15 protein-coding genes and 1 pseudogene are annotated in these 18,527 nt (G+C 35.6%); 12 read left to right on the forward strand and 4 right to left on the reverse strand.

The features are described from left to right. Positions 1-55 precede the first annotated feature (55 nt). The gene (gene gloA, locus NST49_RS06220; protein WP_023178754.1) at positions 56-436 is read left to right on the forward strand and encodes a lactoylglutathione lyase; all 381 of its coding nucleotides are present in this window, start codon (positions 56-58) and stop codon (positions 434-436) included. A 92-nt stretch (positions 437-528) separates the two neighbouring features. Here the strand turns inward: gloA and NST49_RS06225 are convergent, their stop codons facing one another. Next, a complete protein-coding gene (locus NST49_RS06225) occupies positions 529-954 on the reverse strand; it encodes a hypothetical protein (RefSeq protein ID WP_023178752.1) in 426 nt (141 codons plus the stop codon). A gap of 578 nt (positions 955-1,532) precedes the next feature. Between NST49_RS06225 and NST49_RS06230 the strand changes: the two genes are divergently transcribed. From NST49_RS06230 to NST49_RS06240, 3 genes are all read left to right on the forward strand, one after another. After that, a complete protein-coding gene (locus NST49_RS06230; protein ID WP_341047574.1) occupies positions 1,533-2,810 on the forward strand; it encodes an alkaline phosphatase family protein in 1,278 nt (425 codons plus the stop codon). A gap of 20 nt (positions 2,811-2,830) precedes the next feature. Continuing rightward, positions 2,831-4,096: an MFS transporter gene (locus tag NST49_RS06235; RefSeq protein WP_341047576.1), complete on the forward strand. Its 1,266-nt coding sequence runs from the start codon at positions 2,831-2,833 to the stop codon at positions 4,094-4,096. A 132-nt stretch (positions 4,097-4,228) separates the two neighbouring features. Further along, the gene (locus NST49_RS06240) at positions 4,229-5,164 is read left to right on the forward strand and encodes a dipeptidase (protein WP_023178746.1); all 936 of its coding nucleotides are present in this window, start codon (positions 4,229-4,231) and stop codon (positions 5,162-5,164) included. A 68-nt stretch (positions 5,165-5,232) separates the two neighbouring features. Here NST49_RS06240 and NST49_RS06245 read toward each other — a convergent pair whose 3' ends face one another. Next, on the reverse strand, positions 5,233-6,894 hold the full coding sequence (locus tag NST49_RS06245) for a peptide ABC transporter substrate-binding protein (RefSeq protein ID WP_251165528.1): 1,662 nt from the start codon (positions 6,892-6,894) through the stop codon (positions 5,233-5,235). Between the two features lie 199 nt (positions 6,895-7,093). On the opposite strand from NST49_RS06245, the pseudogene NST49_RS06250 reads away from it, so the two are divergent. The 3 genes and pseudogenes from NST49_RS06250 to NST49_RS06260 all read left to right on the forward strand — a co-directional run. Then, positions 7,094-7,408, forward strand: a pseudogene (locus tag NST49_RS06250) (YrhK family protein); the annotation flags it as partial. A gap of 646 nt (positions 7,409-8,054) precedes the next feature. Beyond that, positions 8,055-9,593, forward strand: coding sequence for a glucose-specific PTS transporter subunit IIBC (gene ptsG, locus NST49_RS06255; protein ID WP_341047581.1), 1,539 nt, complete (start codon positions 8,055-8,057; stop codon positions 9,591-9,593). A gap of 3 nt (positions 9,594-9,596) precedes the next feature. Beyond that, positions 9,597-10,289, forward strand: coding sequence for an N-acetylmannosamine-6-phosphate 2-epimerase (locus tag NST49_RS06260; protein ID WP_301425882.1), 693 nt, complete (start codon positions 9,597-9,599; stop codon positions 10,287-10,289). A gap of 62 nt (positions 10,290-10,351) precedes the next feature. On the opposite strand, the gene NST49_RS06265 is transcribed toward NST49_RS06260, so the two are convergent. Beyond that, entirely contained in the window at positions 10,352-11,158 is an 807-nt protein-coding gene (locus NST49_RS06265; RefSeq protein WP_023178736.1) for a MurR/RpiR family transcriptional regulator, read from the reverse strand. Positions 11,159-11,917: 759 nt separating this feature from the next. Here NST49_RS06265 and NST49_RS06270 point away from each other — a divergent pair. Further along, positions 11,918-13,240, forward strand: coding sequence for an FAD-dependent oxidoreductase (locus tag NST49_RS06270; RefSeq protein ID WP_341047584.1), 1,323 nt, complete (start codon positions 11,918-11,920; stop codon positions 13,238-13,240). A 216-nt stretch (positions 13,241-13,456) separates the two neighbouring features. On the opposite strand, the gene spxA is transcribed toward NST49_RS06270, so the two are convergent. Then, complete coding sequence (gene spxA / locus NST49_RS06275) at positions 13,457-13,861, reverse strand: transcriptional regulator SpxA (protein ID WP_187948394.1); 405 nt, start codon at positions 13,859-13,861, stop codon at positions 13,457-13,459. 276 nt (positions 13,862-14,137) lie between these two features. Here spxA and gcvT point away from each other — a divergent pair, with 276 nt between their 5' ends. Genes gcvT through gcvPB form a run of 4 tightly spaced genes read left to right on the forward strand, consistent with a single transcriptional unit; the run spans position 14,138 to position 18,494 of the window. Next, positions 14,138-15,247: a glycine cleavage system aminomethyltransferase GcvT gene (gcvT, locus tag NST49_RS06280; protein ID WP_202881937.1), complete on the forward strand. Its 1,110-nt coding sequence runs from the start codon at positions 14,138-14,140 to the stop codon at positions 15,245-15,247. A gap of 34 nt (positions 15,248-15,281) precedes the next feature. After that, complete coding sequence (gene gcvH, locus NST49_RS06285; RefSeq protein ID WP_023178730.1) at positions 15,282-15,680, forward strand: glycine cleavage system protein GcvH; 399 nt, start codon at positions 15,282-15,284, stop codon at positions 15,678-15,680. A gap of 4 nt (positions 15,681-15,684) precedes the next feature. After that, on the forward strand, positions 15,685-17,031 hold the full coding sequence (gene gcvPA, locus NST49_RS06290; protein ID WP_023178728.1) for an aminomethyl-transferring glycine dehydrogenase subunit GcvPA: 1,347 nt from the start codon (positions 15,685-15,687) through the stop codon (positions 17,029-17,031). After that, positions 17,028-18,494 (forward strand): aminomethyl-transferring glycine dehydrogenase subunit GcvPB, encoded by a 1,467-nt coding sequence (gene gcvPB, locus NST49_RS06295; RefSeq protein ID WP_023178726.1) that lies wholly within the window; start codon positions 17,028-17,030, stop codon positions 18,492-18,494. Before gcvPA ends, gcvPB begins: the two co-directional genes overlap by 4 nt. Positions 18,495-18,527 lie beyond the last annotated feature (33 nt).

An 18,527-nucleotide genomic window follows, 5' to 3' on the forward strand; every position in this document is an offset into this window, starting at 1 on the left:
AAATTGTATTAAGATAAAGAAGTACAAATTAGGGTAATGAAAGGATGAAATATATATGGCTAAAAAAATGTTGCACACTTGTATTCGTGTGAAAGATTTAGAAAAATCAATGGACTTTTATACTAAAGTATTAGGGTTTAAAGAGGCTCGACGATTAGATTTTCCAGAACTTAAATTCACATTAGTCTATCTTGCTTTAGAGGGAGACGATTATGAACTAGAATTAACCTATAACTATGACCAAGAAGAACCTTATACACTTGGAAATGGTTACGGACATATTGCAATGGGAGTCGATGATCTAGGAGCAACTCAAGAAGAATATAAAGCTAGTGGTTATGAAGTGACAGATCTAAAAGAGCTTCCTAATAATGCGGCTAATTATTTTTTCGTTACGGATCCAGATGGTTATAAAATCGAAGTCATCCAAAATTAAAAAATAAATAAAGACATAAAGTAGTTAAGAAGAACGACCAGAAAACGAAAAAGAGACTAGGACAAAAGTCCTAGCCTCTTTTTTTAGACTGTTTATTTGGGTTCTGTTAAACCAAAACGGTCAATTAAATTTTCAAGATTCTTTGCATGCCAAGGGGAATCAGGGACTTCTTTAGGGACTTTGTATTTTTTTATCCGATCATCGGTTTCAGTAGCGTTGTTGTATTGAATCATTAGAGAATAGAAGCTAGGTTGTTTTTTAAAATAAATAGATTTAACTTCGATCAAGGGAACCTGAGCATAGTCGCCTTCAATAAGGGTCATAGCATCTTGAGCGATTGGGAGAATAACGAACTCTCTTTCTGCAAAATTGAGAAAGATTTTTTCTGTTTCATTTTTTCCTAGCAAAGCAGCATACCATTTTCGTTTGCGCGTTTTTCTTTCAACCAAAATAGTCTTTCCGCTCTTTGCTTCCAAACCATGACGCTTTAAATAGTCTACAATAACTTCTTCTTTCATAAAAAGACCTCCTTAACATTCAAGCTTTGCCTAGTAATGAGATCAACTATTCTAATGAGTCAACTTCATTATAGAACAGCTCATTTGTTAGTACCAATGATACGCATGGAAAGTGAAAAGAAGGCATTTAAATTAAGGAGTACAGTGAAAAAGTTCGAACTTAATCGTGTCAAATAAAAGTGAATGAAGGTACTGGTAGTGCGATTAAATATAAATAATAGAAAAAGACTTGTGTTTAATTATTACTCATGGTAAAGTATATTCATGCGATGAGTTGACCTCCAATCAGGTGACTTCGGTCATTTCGCTGCGGCGACAAGTGATTGGAACTTTAGACAGGGCACAACCGTACTTATGTACAACTGCAAGATGCAGGTGTTTGGACCCCTCTGTTTTGTGGAATTCAAGGGACCTATTTATGCAAATGAATACTGTCGGAAAAAGTACTGATTTTATCAGTACTTTTTTTTTGTACAAAATTAAAAATGATAAAGAATATGTTACACAAAAAATATCAGTATTATCCTTTCTCAAAAGTAAGTATATGAGATAACAGAAGGGATAAGGAGGAAGAATACATGAAGAAACAACGCTTATATATGATTTCTTTAGATGCCTTTGGAACAAGAGATTTAGAGTATGCACGCACATTGCCAACGTTTAACTATCTATTGAACCGAAGTGCACTAGTAGAGAAAGTAGAAACCGTTTACCCATCCTTAACGTATATGGCGCATACTTCGATCGTAACAGGAGTATACCCAAATAAACATGGTATTACGAATAATACATATACACAACCAAAACGTCAGTCACCAGATTGGCATTGGTATGCTAAAGATATTAAAGTACCAACACTTTTTGATGTTGCTCACAAAGCTGGATATAAAACGGCTTCTTTTTTATGGCCAGTGACAGGTCGAAGCAAAGCAATTAACTATAACCTTACTGAGATATTTGCTAATCGACCTTGGCAATCACAAACTCTTATCTCATTATGGTCTTCTTCACCAAAGTTTATCTTTGATCTGGATCGGAAATTTGGCAAAATGCGTAATGGAATCAATCAACCCGAACTGGATCATTTTTTGACAGCTGGAATTGTTGATACGATTAAGACTAAAAATCCTGATTTAATGGCAATTCACCTAGTTGATTTAGACAGTACAAGACACCATTACGGAGTGGATACGCAAGAATCTAAAGCGGCTATTAGACGGATGGATGAGCATTTGAGCCAAATCGTTACAGCAATGAAAGAACAAGGTATCTTTGAAGAAACCGTATTGGCACTATTCGGAGACCACTATCAATTAGATACCCATACAGTAGTCAGATTGAATCAATTGTTTAAAACAAAAGGGTGGTTAAAAGAAACTAAAGATGGAATGATCAAAGAGTGGGATGTTTTAGCTAAAGGAGCAGATGGGTCTTGTTACATCTATACAAAACCTGGAGTAGATTTAGCAGAAGTGAAACATAGTTTGGCACAATATCCTGAACAAATTGAAACGATCTATACTCAAGAAGAAGCTGGTCATTTAGGAGCCGATGATAATTGCAGCTTTTTAGTTGAAGCAAAAAAAGGGTATTACTTTATCAATGACAGCAATGGTCCTTTCTTAGAAGAGATTAAGGATAATGAAGAAACGACTTTTCACAAAGGAACACATGGATATAGTCCTCAAAAAGAGAACTACGAAACGACATTATTCATTTCAGGTCCAGGAATCAATTCAAACGCACGCATCCCATCAGCACGATTGATTGACGAAGGACCGACCTTTTTACACGCAATGGGATTAACATTCCCACAATCTGTTGATGGAGAGGTTTTAAAAGGATTATTTAATTGAGTGAAAGAAGTGAGCGAATAATGGGAAAAGAAAAAAGGAAATTTAACTATACAAAAATTGAAAAAAGTTGGATTTTACAAGATTGGGCTAACTCAGCTTATTCTATCATGATTACCACAGCTGTTTTTCCTTTGTTTTTTAAAGCTGTAGCTACAGGTGCTGATGTTAGTGCGGCTAATTCAACGGCTTATCTGGGGTACGCCAATTCAATTGGGACATTGGTCGTTTCAATGTTGGCGCCTATATTAGGAGCTATAGCTGATTATAAAGGATATCGGAATCCGATGTTCACTTTAGCGACAGGATTGGGAATTATTGCGACAATTAGTTTTGCATTCATTTCAGATGAAAATTGGCAGTTGTTATTGATCCTTTATGCATTCTCATCGATTGGATTTAGTGCGGCAAATATTTTTTATGATGCCTCATTAGTAGACTCCACAACGCCAAACCGAATGGATCGTATATCAAGTGCTGGTTACGGATGGGGTTATATTGGCAGTTCCATTCCGTTTGTTATTTTTATTATCTTCCAATTAACAGGTATTTTGCCTATTTCGCAAATTGCTCTTATTAAAGGTGGGTTTGTTGCCACAGCTCTATGGTGGTTTGTCTTCACTATTCCTTATTGGAAAAATGTAAAACAGAAAACATACATCGAAAAGCAGCCTCATGTCATTAAAAACAGTTTTTTAAGACTATGGAAAACCATTAAAAATGTTCGTCAACATCGTAATGTATTCTTATTTTTAATCGCGTATTTCTTCTATATTGATGGGGTAGGAACCATCTTCAAAATGGCAACCTCTATTGGTTCAGATGTCGGACTTTCAACAAATGATTTGATCATTGTCATGATGATTACTCAATTAGTGGCTTTTCCTTTCTCTATTTTGTATGGAATACTAGCTGGTCAATTTGGTAATAAAAAAATGATTTACGTTGGGATAGCGACCTATACCTTTATTTGTAATTTCGCTTTAAGTTTAGATTCATTACTGACGTTTATTGTATTAGCCGTTTTAGTAGGAACAGCTCAAGGAGGAGTTCAATCACTTAGTCGTTCGCTATTTGGGCAGTTGATTCCTAAGGAAAATGCAAATGAGTTTTTTGGTTTCTACAATATCTTCGGCAAATTTGCAGCAGTTATTGGTCCGCTTTTAGTAGGGATTACTTCTCAAATAACAGGGAATTCATTAAATGGGGTTTTCGCTTTGATTATTCTTTTCATTATTGGAGGAATAGCACTATACTTTGTGGAAGAAACGCCTTTAATCAAAGAATAAAGTTAAATAAAAGGTTCTGATTCAGTTAATTGTACTGAATCAGAACCTTTTTTAGTATTGCACTTCTAGGGTGATTAAAGTATGATGAGAAAATAGGGATTAAGGGCGTAGAAGCAGAAAGTAGGAGAAAAAGTGAAGAGTATTGATATGCATTGTGATGTACTATATAAGATGCAAAATAGCAAAGGTACGTTAGACTTTAAGGATTCAGATGAATTAGATGTTAATTTGAAACGCTTAAAAGAAGGAGAAGTTAAAGTACAAGCATTTGCCATTTTTATTGAGCCGGACCTTCCTTCAGATAAACAATATGCAGCTGTTTTAGAACAAATTGATTATTACCAAAAAGATATTTTAGGAAAAAATCCTGAGATAAAACAAATCTGGAAATGGGAAGAAATCCAAGAGCTGAAAGATAATGAAATTGGCTCATTTTTGACCTTAGAAGGTGTGTCAGCTATTGGAAATGATCTAAGTAAGTTAGATGAATTGCTAGATGCGGGCGTTTTGTCTGTAGGATTGACGTGGAATCCAGCCAATCTTGCTGCTGATGGCGTCGAAGAACCAAGAGGCGCTGGATTAACGGTATTTGGTTTCGAAATCGTCAAACGATTGAACGAACGAAAAGTTTTTACAGATGTTTCGCATTTAAGTGTGAAGGGTTTTTGGGATGTGATGAAATCTGCTAGTTACCCTATTGCAACGCATTCGAATGTTTTGTCGCTCTGCAGTCATGTACGGAATTTAAACGACGATCAAATCAAAGCGATGATCGAACATGACGCTATGATCCATGTTATTTTTAATCCAACCTTTACTCTTGAAGAAGGCAAATACAAAGAAGTAACGATAGCCGATTTAATTCCTCATATTGAACGATTAGTTGAATTAGGAGCAATGCGAAATATTGGATTTGGCTCAGACTTCGATGGGATAAGTACCCATATCAAACAATTAGCGCATGCGGGAGAAACCCAAAACCTAATTCAGTCGCTTCTTGAAATATTTACTACTGAAGAAGTTGAAGGGTTTGCTTATCAGAATTTTATGGATCATTTGCCAAAATAAAAAGAGTCCAACAGCCATTTTTATGCTGTTGGACTCTTTTTATTGGTTATGATGTGTTATCCTCACAATTATTCTACGATATAAGCATCTTTATAAGTGTACCGAGCGCCAACAGAGTTGATTCCGATTCCTTTAATTTTGGGATTGCGTAACATGGCTTCACCTTTTTGGTAGATTGGAATAAGCGCTGCATCTTCTAAAGCGATTTGATGAGCTTCTAACATATCGTCCCATCTCAAAAGAGGATCGTTAGCGTGGATTTCTTTAGCGTCATTGATCAATTGATCAACTTTGTCATTAGCGTATCCTCCGTTATTATAAGATGACGTACTGTATAGAACATCTAACATGATCATTGGATCGGATACATAGCCGCTCCAACCAGAAGAGATCAAATCAAAATCCCCTGCTGCTGCTTTAGCTAATCTTGCACTGAAAGGAACATTTAACAGCTTGATTTTTACGCCATCTAAATTATTTTGCAATTCTCCTTGTAAATATTCCATGACACGTTTACTTGTTTCATCGTCATCTCCAAGCAACTCAAGTTCAATCGTGTCTACACCTAACTCTTGTTTAGCTTCTTCAACTAAGCGTTGAGCTTCAGTTAAGTTATAGGTATAAAAATCACCAGCTTCTTCAGCAAATTCTACACCAGTTTCAGGATGTTGAACAAAATGATCTGGAACCAATCCAGTGATAGGTAAAGAGCCGTTGTTTAAAATACTAGAAGTCAATTCTTCACGATTGATAGCCAATGCAAGAGCTTTTCTTAATGATTCATTTTTTAAATAAGGATTATCAGTTTGATTAACTTCTAAATAATTGGTTCTAGAAAAATATTCAACGGTATAGCTGGGATCTTCTTGATATTGTTTAGCATATTCACCAGATAATAAGGCATTGTCTACATCGCCTTTTTCATATAAGTTTACTCCGGTAGCAACTTCTTTTATAACTTGGTTTGTAATTTTTGTTAAATCAACATTTTCAGCATCCCAGTAAGTAGGATTCTTCTCGTAGCTCCAATTTTCATCCAACCCATTATCCCAATCGGTTAAAAGAAAAGGCCCATTTGAAAGAGTCGTTTCACTGCTTGTACCATATTGATCTCCTGCTTCTAAAACAAAAGCTTCATTTTGCGGAAAGAATGAAACAAATGACATAAGAGAAGGGAAGTAAGCAATAGGTGTTTCAAGTGTGACTTCAAGTGTTGTATCATCCAAAGCCTTAACTCCCAGTTCTTCAAGTGGCCGTTCACCAGCGATGATTTCAGAAGCATTTTTGATATCTTCAAATAAATAAGAATAGGCTGCTCCAGAAGTTGGATCTACATTTCTACGCCACGAAAATACAAAGTCATGAGCTGTGACTGGATCTCCGTTAGACCACAAAGCATCTTCTCTTAAATGAAATGTGTACGTTAACCCATCATCAGAAATATCTTCACTTTTAGCTAAAGCAGGAATTGGATCATTGTTTTCCCCTAAGCGATAAAGTCCTTCGATAAATTGATTTACACCCGCAAATGTAATATTTTCAGCTACTAAGACACTGTCAGTTGTAGCTAATTCACTTTCGACCGTAAGGTGCATGACTTGCTCTGAAGCAAGTACATCTTCTTGAACGTCTTTTGATTCGTTAGCTGTTTCTTTTTTTGATCCACAAGCACTTAATAGAGCCACTAAACTAAAAAATACTAAACCAGATGTTACTCCTTTTTTATTCATCCTTATTCCCTCCAAAAAAATCATCTTAGATAATTTTTATCTTAACTTGTCAATTCTAGTATGAGAAGTAAAAACGTGCAAGTTCTAATAAAAAAGCAGGTATTTTTTAATAAAGCTAAGTTTAGATTCAATTCTTGGAAAGTGAAAAAAGAAACTTGTATACTAACTTATAGAGAATTAAAAATCGGAGGTAATCAGAATGCCGAAAATTGAACGCAAAGAGCACGATATTAATCCAGGTAAAGAAGAAGATATTGAAATAAAGAGTGGACGTTTTCGTTTGTATTTTCAGAACCGTTATACATTGATTTCATTGACGAATGATATATTAACTGGGATTTTTTATATTATTGGTAGTTTAGCCACACTCACGGATATTCCAGATATTTATGGTACTTATCTTTATTTAGTTGGTGGGGTTTTTCTAACGGCTCGTCCTATTCTGAAAATTTTTCATAATATCTTTATCTACGATGATGAAAAACTAGCAAAACAAGAACAAGAAGAACAAGAAGAACAAGAAGAACAAGAAGAACAAGAAGAACAAGAAGAACAAGAAGAACAAGAAGAACAAGAAGAACAAGAAGAACAAAGCGACACTAAAGAAGGCAATAAAGATTCAGATGAAGAAGATAACGAATATAATGAAGAGTATTATGGCAAAGATAATGATGAAGAGTACGAAAAAAAAGAAGAAGAACAAGAAGAAAAAAGTAAATAAAGTCAAAGAAAAAGTCGAGCGTTTGTTGCTATTAAACAACAATGTTCGACTTTTTTTATGTTTTTTGACTAGCTCAGAGTCGCTTTCCGTTTGAGTAGCCGAAACTTAGTACAACCACCTTAGAATAAACGTCTAATTGAATGGGTCAAACTAAGAGTAGATCCTAAAGTTCCTGCAAGACTTTGCGAGTTTATTATACCGTATTGAAATAAGACATAAAGGCTTTAAGTTAAACCGTAAATCAGGTTCATCCTCAGTTTTCAAACACGTTCTAATCTACCTACACTAAAAATTATAGAACCTTTTTTAAGTGATATTTGACATTATTATGTTTTATTTATTTTTAATTGGAAATATTTTCTTTTTAAAAAAGTTGACGAAAACATTTTCATGATATAGAATGAGATAAATTAGAAAAAGGAAAAGGGGACTGAAGAAAATGAAAACGTTTTTTGAGAAAGCTCAACAATTTGGTAAGTCGTTTATGCTGCCAATCGCAATTTTACCTGCTGCAGGATTACTTTTAGGAATTGGAGGATCGTTATCTAATCCCAACACCGTAAGCGCGTATCCTGTTTTAGATGTCGCATGGTTACAAGCGATCTTTACCATCATGAGTAGCGCCGGAAATATTGTTTTTAGTAATTTACCGATTATATTTGCTATTGGGGTTGCTATTGGTTTAGCAAAATCTGATAAAGGTACTGCAGCATTAGCGGCTCTCATTGGTTACTTAGTGATGCATTCGACAATAAATGCTATACTAACCATTACTGGAGAGTTAGTCGTGGATAATCTTGCCGCAGTTGGTCAAGGAAGTACAGTGGGAATCCAAACACTTGAAACAGGAGTTTTTGGTGGGATCATTGTTGGTATATTAGCAAGCTACTTACACAATCGCTTTAATAAAATTGAATTGCCAGCTTATCTAGGTTTCTTTGGTGGTTCACGTTTTGTTCCTATCATTACTTCTTTTTCAGCTATCCTTTTAGGTGTTGTAATGTACTTTATATGGCCAGTATTCCAAGGCTTGATTACAAATGTAGGAGATGTGGTTAATGCTACTGGATATTTAGGGACCTTTTTATACGGATTTATCTTACGTATGCTTGGGCCAGTTGGACTACACCATATTTTCTATCTTCCTTTTTGGCAAACAGCTGTTGGTGGAACATTGGAAGTTGGAGGAGAACTTGTTCAAGGAACACAAAATATCTTCTTTGCTCAATTAGCTGATCCAGCAACACAAGAGTTCTTCAGTGGAACAGCACGTTTCATGTCAGGACGTTTTATCACTATGATGTTTGGGCTAGTTGGAGCCGCATTTGCGATCTATAAAACAGCTAAACCAGAAAATAAAAAAGTTGTGGGTGGGTTGATGTTATCAGCTGCCTTAACCTCATTTTTAACAGGAATCACAGAACCGCTTGAATTCTCGTTCTTATTTATAGCACCAGCTCTATATGTTGTACATGCTGTTTTTGATGGGCTTGCATTCATGTTGGCTCATATCTTTGAGTTAACGATCGGGCAAACATTTTCTGGTGGATTTATAGACTTTATTCTATTCGGAATCTTACAAGGAAACGAACGAACAAATTGGATAATGGTATTAGTGATAGGAGTAGTTTGGTTCTTCTTATATTACTTCACATTCACGTTCCTAATTACAAAATTCAACTTCCAAACACCAGGTAGAACGGATAAAGTAGAAGTTGCTGGCAATAAAACTAAAGTTGAAGGTCGCGCACTAGATATCATTAATGGTTTAGGTGGCGAAGAAAACTTAGTGAATGTTGATAACTGTGCAACAAGACTTCGTGTGACGGTTAAAGATGATTCTTTAGTAGATGAAGCTTTATTAAAAGAAACTGGAAGCCAAGGACTTATCAAAAGAGGAAATGGGATCCAAGTTGTTTATGGTCCGCAAGTATCTGTTATAAAAAATGAAATTGAAGAATTGTTAGGAGACGAATAAAAAATGAATATGTTGGATAAAGTAAAATCAGAATTAGTTGTTTCTTGCCAAGCGTTGGATAATGAACCTTTGCATAGTTCATATATTATGGGAAGAATGGCCATAGCTGCTGAAGAAGGTGGAGCGAAAGGGATCCGTTCAAACTCTAAAGAAGACATCATTGAAATTAAAAAAAACACAGACTTACCGGTTATTGGAATCGTGAAAAGAGACTATGAAGATTCAGAAGTTTTTATTACGGCAACGATGAAAGAAATCGATGAGTTGGCTGAGTCTAAATGTGATATGATTGCACTAGACGCTACTGACCGTATCAGACCAAATGGAGAAACACTAGAGGCATTTGTTCAAGCGATCCGTTCTAAGTATCCTTCCATTTTATTAATGGCTGATGCATCAACTGTAGAAGAAGTAATAGAAGCAGAAAAAATCGGTTTTGACTGTGTTTCTACTACTTTAATGGGATACACAAAAAAATCTGAAGGTCAAAATATTGCAGACAATGATTTTGAACGCTTGAAAATCATTCTAGATACTGTCAACGTTCCTGTTATTGTTGAAGGTCACATTGATACACCTGAGAAAGCTAAAAGGTGTAAAGAATTAGGTGTTCATTCAATCGTAGTAGGCAGCGCGATTACACGTCCTCAATTGATTACAGCTGGTTTTGTTGAAAAAATGAAAGAAGTAAAATAAAATAAAACTAAAAAAGCTAGTAAGAAAAAGGGTATAATTCCCTCTTCTTACTAGCTTTTTTTCTAGTTCAAGTCTAAAGCAGTCAATGTTTTTTTCCGGTTGTCTTTATACGATTCATCTTCTAACAATACATAGCACAATACATCCAAAATAAAATGAATCGGCAATTGGCTGTTAATGAATTGCTCATCAGGAATAGACGTTCTACCAGATGCAAATAATACTTGATCTGCAATTTTTGTTAAAGGTGTATGATTCTGATTGGTGATCACGAAAACAGTGGCTTCTTCTTTTTTTGCTATGGTGCAGGCATCGATGACAGCTTGCGTTTTTCCATAGTTTGAAATAGCAATCATTAAGTCATATTTTTTTAATAGAACAGCATCCATCAACATCATATGCGGATCGGTCACCACGTCAACTATCAGACCCATTCTGACTAAGCGGTATTTCAATTCCATGGCGCTTAATCCTGAATTTCCAACGCCACAAATCAAGATCTTATGGGAATGATGGATTGCTTCTACGAAATCCGCAATTTGTTGCGTTTCAATTAATTGAGACGCAGAATTAATCAACTGTGTGTAGTAGCTGGCAATTTTAACGGGTACTTGTAAAGGAGCAGGAGTACCACCTAGTTCCTGAGACACAAATGTTTTAAATTCACTAAAATTTCGGTAATTTAATTTCGCACAAAAACGAGAAATGGTAGCGTTTGAGGTCTCCGTTAAACGTGAAAGATCCTTGATATTCCACGAATCAATGTCTTCTTTGTGTTCAAGTATAAATGCAGCTACTTGTTTTTCTTTCTTTGATAATAAAGGGTATGTTTGGTTGATCCGATTAGAAAGATTAAGATTGTTTGTCATAAGTAAGATAACCTGCCTCTAAGTCCTTTTTTTAAGGATACCATGTATAGCAGATGTTTACAAAAGAGAAATAAATAAAAAAAGTCAAATAGAAGTCTTTTATTATTTCATCTTAGGCGTGTTTTAAAACTAGTTTGTCAAGAGGGAAGTCGCCGTTAGATAAACAAAGGCTAAATAAAATGTTGCGAGTTTATCGTACTGTGTTGCGATAGGCCGACATTGTTTCGAAAATGGTCCGATTCGATAGTGAGAAGGAAAAAGTATGTTGGCTTAATGTAGAATCTCATTTGAGTAGGCGCAATAAGCCTTAATTCGATTAACTCATAGTCGCTTTCTATTTGAGTAGGCGTAATTGGCGTCAGTTCGAGCAGCTAAGAACAGAATCCTAATGAATTGACCGAATTTAAGGGACAAGGCCAAAAGAATCTACTAGAAAGGTCTGGATTGGGTGATACTTGTTGACTAAATGAACCCGTATCGCGCCATAAATAAAAGCTGATATAAACCGTTTCCTTGAGTATATCAATCTTTAGGCAGACATTTCATAACGTTCAATGCTCATCCTGATCACTCCTATTTTCTTTTATTACTCCAGATATACCAAAAATCAGGTTAGTCATCAGTTTTCAAACACGACCTAAGAGATAATGCAGAGAAAGTTTATAAACAAATCATTCTTTCTTGCAGCATTGAAATGGTATACTAAATTTGTATTAGAAAAAACGATTTCAACTTAATTTAGAAAGGAACGGTGTTATTTTGAAAAAGTATGATGCGATTATTATTGGATTTGGTCAAGGTGCTCGTACCTTAGCAACTAAGTTAACAGCGAATAAATGGAAAGTAGCATTGATTGAAAAAAATGAATTGATGTATGGCGGTTCTTGTGTAAATATCGGCTGTATTCCTACTAAGATCTTAGAACATGATGCAAGGGAACAAATAGATTATGCTACGGCATTAAAGCGCAAAAATGAGGTAACTCAAAGAAATCGAAATACAGAATTTACAAGTATGCAAAAAAGTGAACAGGTTGATTTGTACACTGGGACAGGTTCATTTAAATTAAACCATGTCATAATCGTCGATTTAGGCGATCAAACGGAAGAACTTGAAGCAGAATATATTTTCATTGATACTGGTTCAGAAAGTAATTATCCACCAATTGAAGGATTAAAAGAAACAAAAGGTATCTACAATAGTACAGAACTTCAGTCACTGCCTGAAGTACCTAAAACTTTAGGCATTATTGGTGCAGGGAATATCGGGTTAGAATTTGCTTCTATTTATGAAATGTTTGGTTCAAAGGTCACTCTTTTTGAAACGGGCGAACAGTTTATGCCAAAAGAAGAGCGAGAAGTAGCAGAAGCTGTTCAACAAGTTCTGGAAGACAAAGAGATCACGATTCAGCTAAATGCAAGAACGAATAAAGTCTCAAATGAGAAAGACCAAGTTAAGCTTGAAACAGAGGACAATAAGGAATTTTTATTTGATGCTGTTTTAGTCGCTACCGGTCGCAAACCCAATACTGCTTATTTAAATTTGGAGAATACAGAGATTGTTGTTGATGAAAAAGGCGGAATCGAAGTGAATGATTATTTGGAAACCGCTGTTGAACATGTTTTTGCTTTAGGAGATGTTAAGGGAGGTTATCAATTTACATACATCACGATTAATGATGCTAAGTTAATTGCTGATTATGTATTAGGCAAAGGCAATCGTAAACGCTCAGAGCGCCTGCATGTCCCTTATTCTATTTTTATAGAGCCGTCATTTGCTCGAGTTGGTTTAACCGAAGCAGAGGCAAAAGAGCAAGGGTACCAAGTGATTACCAACACTGCTCCCGTTAGCGGGACAACTCGCTCAGATGTTATTAATGATACTAGAGGATTGTATAAAGCTGTTGTAAATAAGGAAACAGATGAGATTTTAGGAGTCACTCTTTTCGGTGATCAAGCTCATGAATTGGTGAATCAAGTGAAGATGGCCATGGACAACCATATCCCTTACACTTATTTGAGAGATCAAGTCGTGACACATCCTGTTATGTCTGAGATTTTTTCTACATTATTTGATATGTAAAAAAAGGCTTCTTTTCACTTTAAATAGTGGAGAGAAGTTTTTTTACATGTAGAAGCAACTATAAAATTTTTGTAACTCTCTTTTGGACAAACAGCAACGAAAAAACCAAAAGTTTATCCAAAAGGCGAGCAAAAGTGGACAAGTTCTGCGAATTTACTCGTAGACTTGTCCACTAAAGAGAAAATGGGATTAAAAATTATTTTATGGTTAATGTTATTAGAAGTTAATCGGTAATTGATCATGTAGTTTTAAGAGTTCTAATTTGCGTATATCTCTAGGTAAGAAGCAGCGAATATCTTCTTCGTTATAGCCGACTAACAGTCTTTTATCGTCTACAAGAATAGGACGACGCATAATTCCTGGATGCCGCTGTATCAGCTTTAAAACTTTTCCTAAAGACATATCTTCTATATCAATATCTAACTCTCTAAATGCTTGTGAACGCTGTGAAATGATTTCTTTTGTTCCATTTTCAGTCAGTTGTAAGATAGATTTCAGTTCTTCATCGGTTATCTTTTCAGTAAATACATTTTTTTCAGTAAAGGGAATGTCATGTTCTTCTAACCATGATTTGGCTTTGCGACAAGAAGTGCAACTAGCAGATGAATACAATGTAATCATATAAAGCCCTCCTTCTAAAGGTTATTAAATAGTAGTATACTATATCAGTAAACGCAAACGTTTTCAATAGAAAGCTTAAAAGAAACAAAGATAAAAATCAATTATTATGCTTAAAGGAAAAAGAGTAGAAGGATAAATAATTTTTTCAATAAAGTTGGTTATTGTCTATGAAAATGTTGGGTAAAATGTTAAATTTAACATAATAGATTAAGCGAAAAAAAGAAGACAATAAAGTTGTTTTTACTTTTAAAATAGGAAAGAATGAGGGATGCAAAATTGGATAATGAATTAAAACAAACACCTTTGTTCGGTTATTATAAAAAGAATACTGTTAAACTAATGGATTTTGGAGGATGGGCTTTACCAATTCAGTTTTCAAGTATAGCAGAAGAGCATAAAGGCGTACGTATGAACGCTGGTTTATTTGATGTTTCTCACATGGGAGAGATTGTTGTAAGTGGAAAAAATGCTGGGAAATTTTTAGATTATGTATTAACAAATGATATTTCAAAAGTCACTATTGGCCAAGCTCAATACAACGCTATGGTCTATGAACATGGTGGGACCATTGATGATTTGATTATCTTTAAATTAAAGGATCAAGAATATTTAGTGACACCAAATGCTTCAAATAGTGATAAAGTCTTTCAATGGATGAATGAGCATAAAATGGAAGATGTTGTTTTGGAAAATAAATCAAACGATATTGGTTTATTGGCTCTTCAAGGTCCTTATGCAGAACAGATTTTACAAAAACTAACAGATGATAACTTAAGTAAACTGAAGTCTTTTCATTTTTCTCAACAGATTACTTTAAAAGGTTTTTCTTCAGTCCTTATTTCAAGAACAGGGTATACTGGTGAAGATGGTTTTGAATTATATGTAAAAGCAAAAGAAACGGAAAAATTATGGAATACCTTGCTTGAAAAAGGCAAAGAAGAAAAGTTACAGCCTTGTGGTTTAGGTGCCCGTGATACGTTGCGTCTAGAAGCCAGTCTTTCTTTATATGGAAATGAACTTTCAGATGAGATCACACCTCTTCAAGGTGGTATTGGTTTTGCGGTTAAAACTAAAAAAGAAGCTGAATTTATTGGTAAAACAGCCTTAGAAAATCAATTGAAAGACGGCGTCGATAAAAAAATCAAAGGCATTCAGTTAATTGGAAAAGGAATCCCGCGTCATGGATATTCTGTTTTTGATGAAGCTGGATCAAAAATCGGAGTTGTTACTTCGGGAACAAAATCACCAACGCTAGGAAATAGTATTGCTTTGGCTCTTTTGTCTTCGAAAGAGACTGAGATAGGAAAAACTGTGAAAATCGAGATACGCAATAAGTTAGTAGAGGCTGAAATCGTGGCCCTGCCCTTTTATAAAAAGAAAAAATAAAACTTAATACATTAAAGATGAGGAGTGTTTAACAATGACAGAGGATAGATTATATAGTAAAGAACACGAGTGGATATTGCCATTAGGAGAAAATGCAGTACGAGTAGGAATTACAGATTATGCTGTTAAACAGCTGGGGGATGTCGTATATGTAGAAGTTCCTGAAATGGATGCAGAAGTTTCGATTGGAAGTGAAATGGGAACAGTGGAGTCCATTAAATCAGCTTCTGAAATTTTTGCACCGGTTACAGGAATAATTATTGCTGTTAATACAGAATTAGAAGATGGACCTGAGTTGGTCAATGAATCTCCTTATGAAGAAGGCTGGTTTGCTGAGATTCAGTTAGAAAATTCAGTAGAACTAGAAGGATTATTAAATGAAGAAAGTTATCAAGCTTATGTTGCAGAATTGACAGTTGAAGAGGAGGCATAAGCGATTGAACGAATTCAGATACCTTCCCGATACGGAGCAAGACCAATTAGATATGTTAGAAGCTATGGGAATCGATTCAGTTGATGAATTGTTTTCAGATATCCCAGCAGAGATAAGGCTAACCGAAGATTTACCTATTCCTCAAGCTATACATGAATCAGCATTGACAAAAAAAATGAGACAGTTAGCAGTAAAAAATAAAACGGCCCATGAGTATTCTTTCTTTTTAGGAGCTGGTACATATGATCATTATATTCCAAGTGTAGTAGATCATGTCATCTCTCGTTCAGAGTTTTATACGGCTTATACGCCTTATCAAGCAGAAGCTAGTCAAGGAGAGCTGCAGGCATTGTTTGAATTTCAATCCATGGTGTGTGAATTGACAGGAATGGATGCGGCAAACTCTTCTTTGTACGATGGGTTTACTTCACTTGGTGAAGCAGCTACTTTAGCTGTAGGAGCAACAAAGCGTTCTAAAATTTTGATTTCTAAAGCTGTTCATCCTCAAGGAAGACAAGTCGTTCAAACAGTTGCAAATGGACAAGAGTATCAATTAGTAGAAATTGATCTAACAAATGACAGTACTAATTTAACCTTATTAGAAGAACAGCTAGACAACGAAACAGCAGCTGTTATTATCCAGTACCCTAACTTTTTAGGTTCGGTTGAGGATTTAGCAGCCATTAAAGAACTTGTTGCAACACAAAAAGCATTGCTTATTGTAATGGCCAATCCTTTAGCTCTAGCACTATTGGAGTCACCTGGTAATTTAGGAGCGGATATTGTAGTAGGTGATATGCAACCATTGGGATTAGCCATGAATTTTGGCGGTCCACATTGTGGTTATTTTGCAGTCAAGAAAAAATATATCCGAAAAATTCCTGGCCGTATTGTAGGACAAACCACTGATACTGAAGGTAAAAGAGGTTTTGTATTAACGTTACAAGCTCGAGAGCAACACATCCGTCGTGAAAAAGCGACTTCTTATATGAGTTCTAATCAAGCTTTAAATGCACTAGCATCCTCTGTTTTTATGTCCGCTTTAGGCAAAGAAGGATTGCAAAATATGGCTCAGCTTAATATTGAAAAAGCAGATTATATGGCTAAACAATTGGAAAAAAAAGGGTTTGTCGTAACCAATAAAGCTCCTTTTTTCAATGAGTTTGTTGTGCAATTGCATCAACCTGTAAGCAAGATCAACCAGCAGTTGCTGAAAAAAGGCTATATCGGTGGTTATGATCTAGAACCCGAGTATGGATTTGAAAATACCATGTTAATTGCGGTTACTGAACAACGAACCAAAGAAGAAATTGAGCACTTTATTGAGGTATTGGAGGGACTGGATAAATGACTGAATACAATGAATTGATTTTTGAAATAAGTCAACCAGGACGTACAGCATATTCACTTCCTGAAAGTGACGTTCCCTCAATTGTTTTAACGGATAAGTTTTCACAACACTTGATTCGCAAAGAACCAGCTGTATTGCCAGAAGTATCTGAACCGCAATTGATGCGTCATTATACTTCTTTATCTAGCAAAAATTTTGGTGTCGATAATGGATTTTATCCATTAGGCTCTTGTACGATGAAGTATAATCCTAAAATCAATGAAGACGTTGCTCGTTATGATGGATTTGCAGCGATTCACCCATTTCAACCGATTGAAACAGTTCAAGGAGCGTTTCAATTACTGTATGAATTACAAGAAGATCTTCAAGTTATATCCGGGATGGATGCAATTACTTTGCAACCAGCTGCTGGAGCTCAAGGGGAATGGACCGGTTTAATGATGATGAAAGCTTATCATACCAAAAATGGCGATAGATCCACTAGAACAAAAGTATTAGTGCCTGATTCTGCTCATGGAACTAATCCTGCTAGTGCACATGCAGCCGGTTTTGATGTAGTTGAAATTCCATCTAATGCCAATGGAACAGTTGATCTAACAGCCTTAAAAGAAAAAGTTGGGCCGGATACTGCAGGATTGATGTTGACGAATCCAAACACATTAGGTATTTTTGAAAAAGATATTGTGGAAATGGCTGAAATCGTACATCAATCCGGTGGACTTGTTTACTATGATGGAGCTAACTTAAACGCTATTTTAGGTCAAACAACGCCGGGTAAAATGGGATTCGATATTGTTCATTTGAATCTACATAAATCTTTTAGCACACCACATGGTGGCGGAGGACCGGGTTCAGGACCAGTAGGCGTAAAAGAATTTTTGATTCCTTATTTGCCGATTCCAAGAATTGAAAAACAAGAAGACAGTTACGTATTGAATACAGACTTCCCAGATTCCATTGGGCGTGTTAAGGGTTACTACGGTAATTTTGGCGTAAATGTTCGTGCGTACACTTACATTCGAACAATGGGTCCAAAAGGGCTCCGTCAAGTTTCTGAGAGTGCCGTAATACATGCTAACTACTTAAGAAAAAAATTGGAACCGTATTTTGAGACACCTTATACTCAATACAGCAAGCATGAATTTGTTTTATCAGGGTCTAGACAGAAAAAATTAGGGGTACCCACAACCAGTATTGCAAAGCGTATTTTAGACTTTGGTTATTATGCACCAACTGTTTATTTCCCGCTGATCGTGGAGGAAGCCTTAATGATTGAGCCAACAGATACGGAAACAAAAGAAACACTTGATGCTTTTGCTGATGCGTTGATCCAAATTGCCAAAGAAGTAGTGGAGACACCAGAAATAGTTCTTAATGCTCCTCATACAACTTTTGTAAAAAGATTAGATGAAGTAAAAGCTGCAAGACAATTGATCGTTAAGTATACGAAAGAAATAGAGTAAAAGAAGACCAACCTCGAAAAGTTACGAGGTTGG

It is taken from the genome of Carnobacterium sp. FSL W8-0810, from assembly GCF_038007125.1.
In the GTDB taxonomy this organism is placed as follows: domain Bacteria; phylum Bacillota; class Bacilli; order Lactobacillales; family Carnobacteriaceae; genus Carnobacterium_B; species Carnobacterium_B inhibens.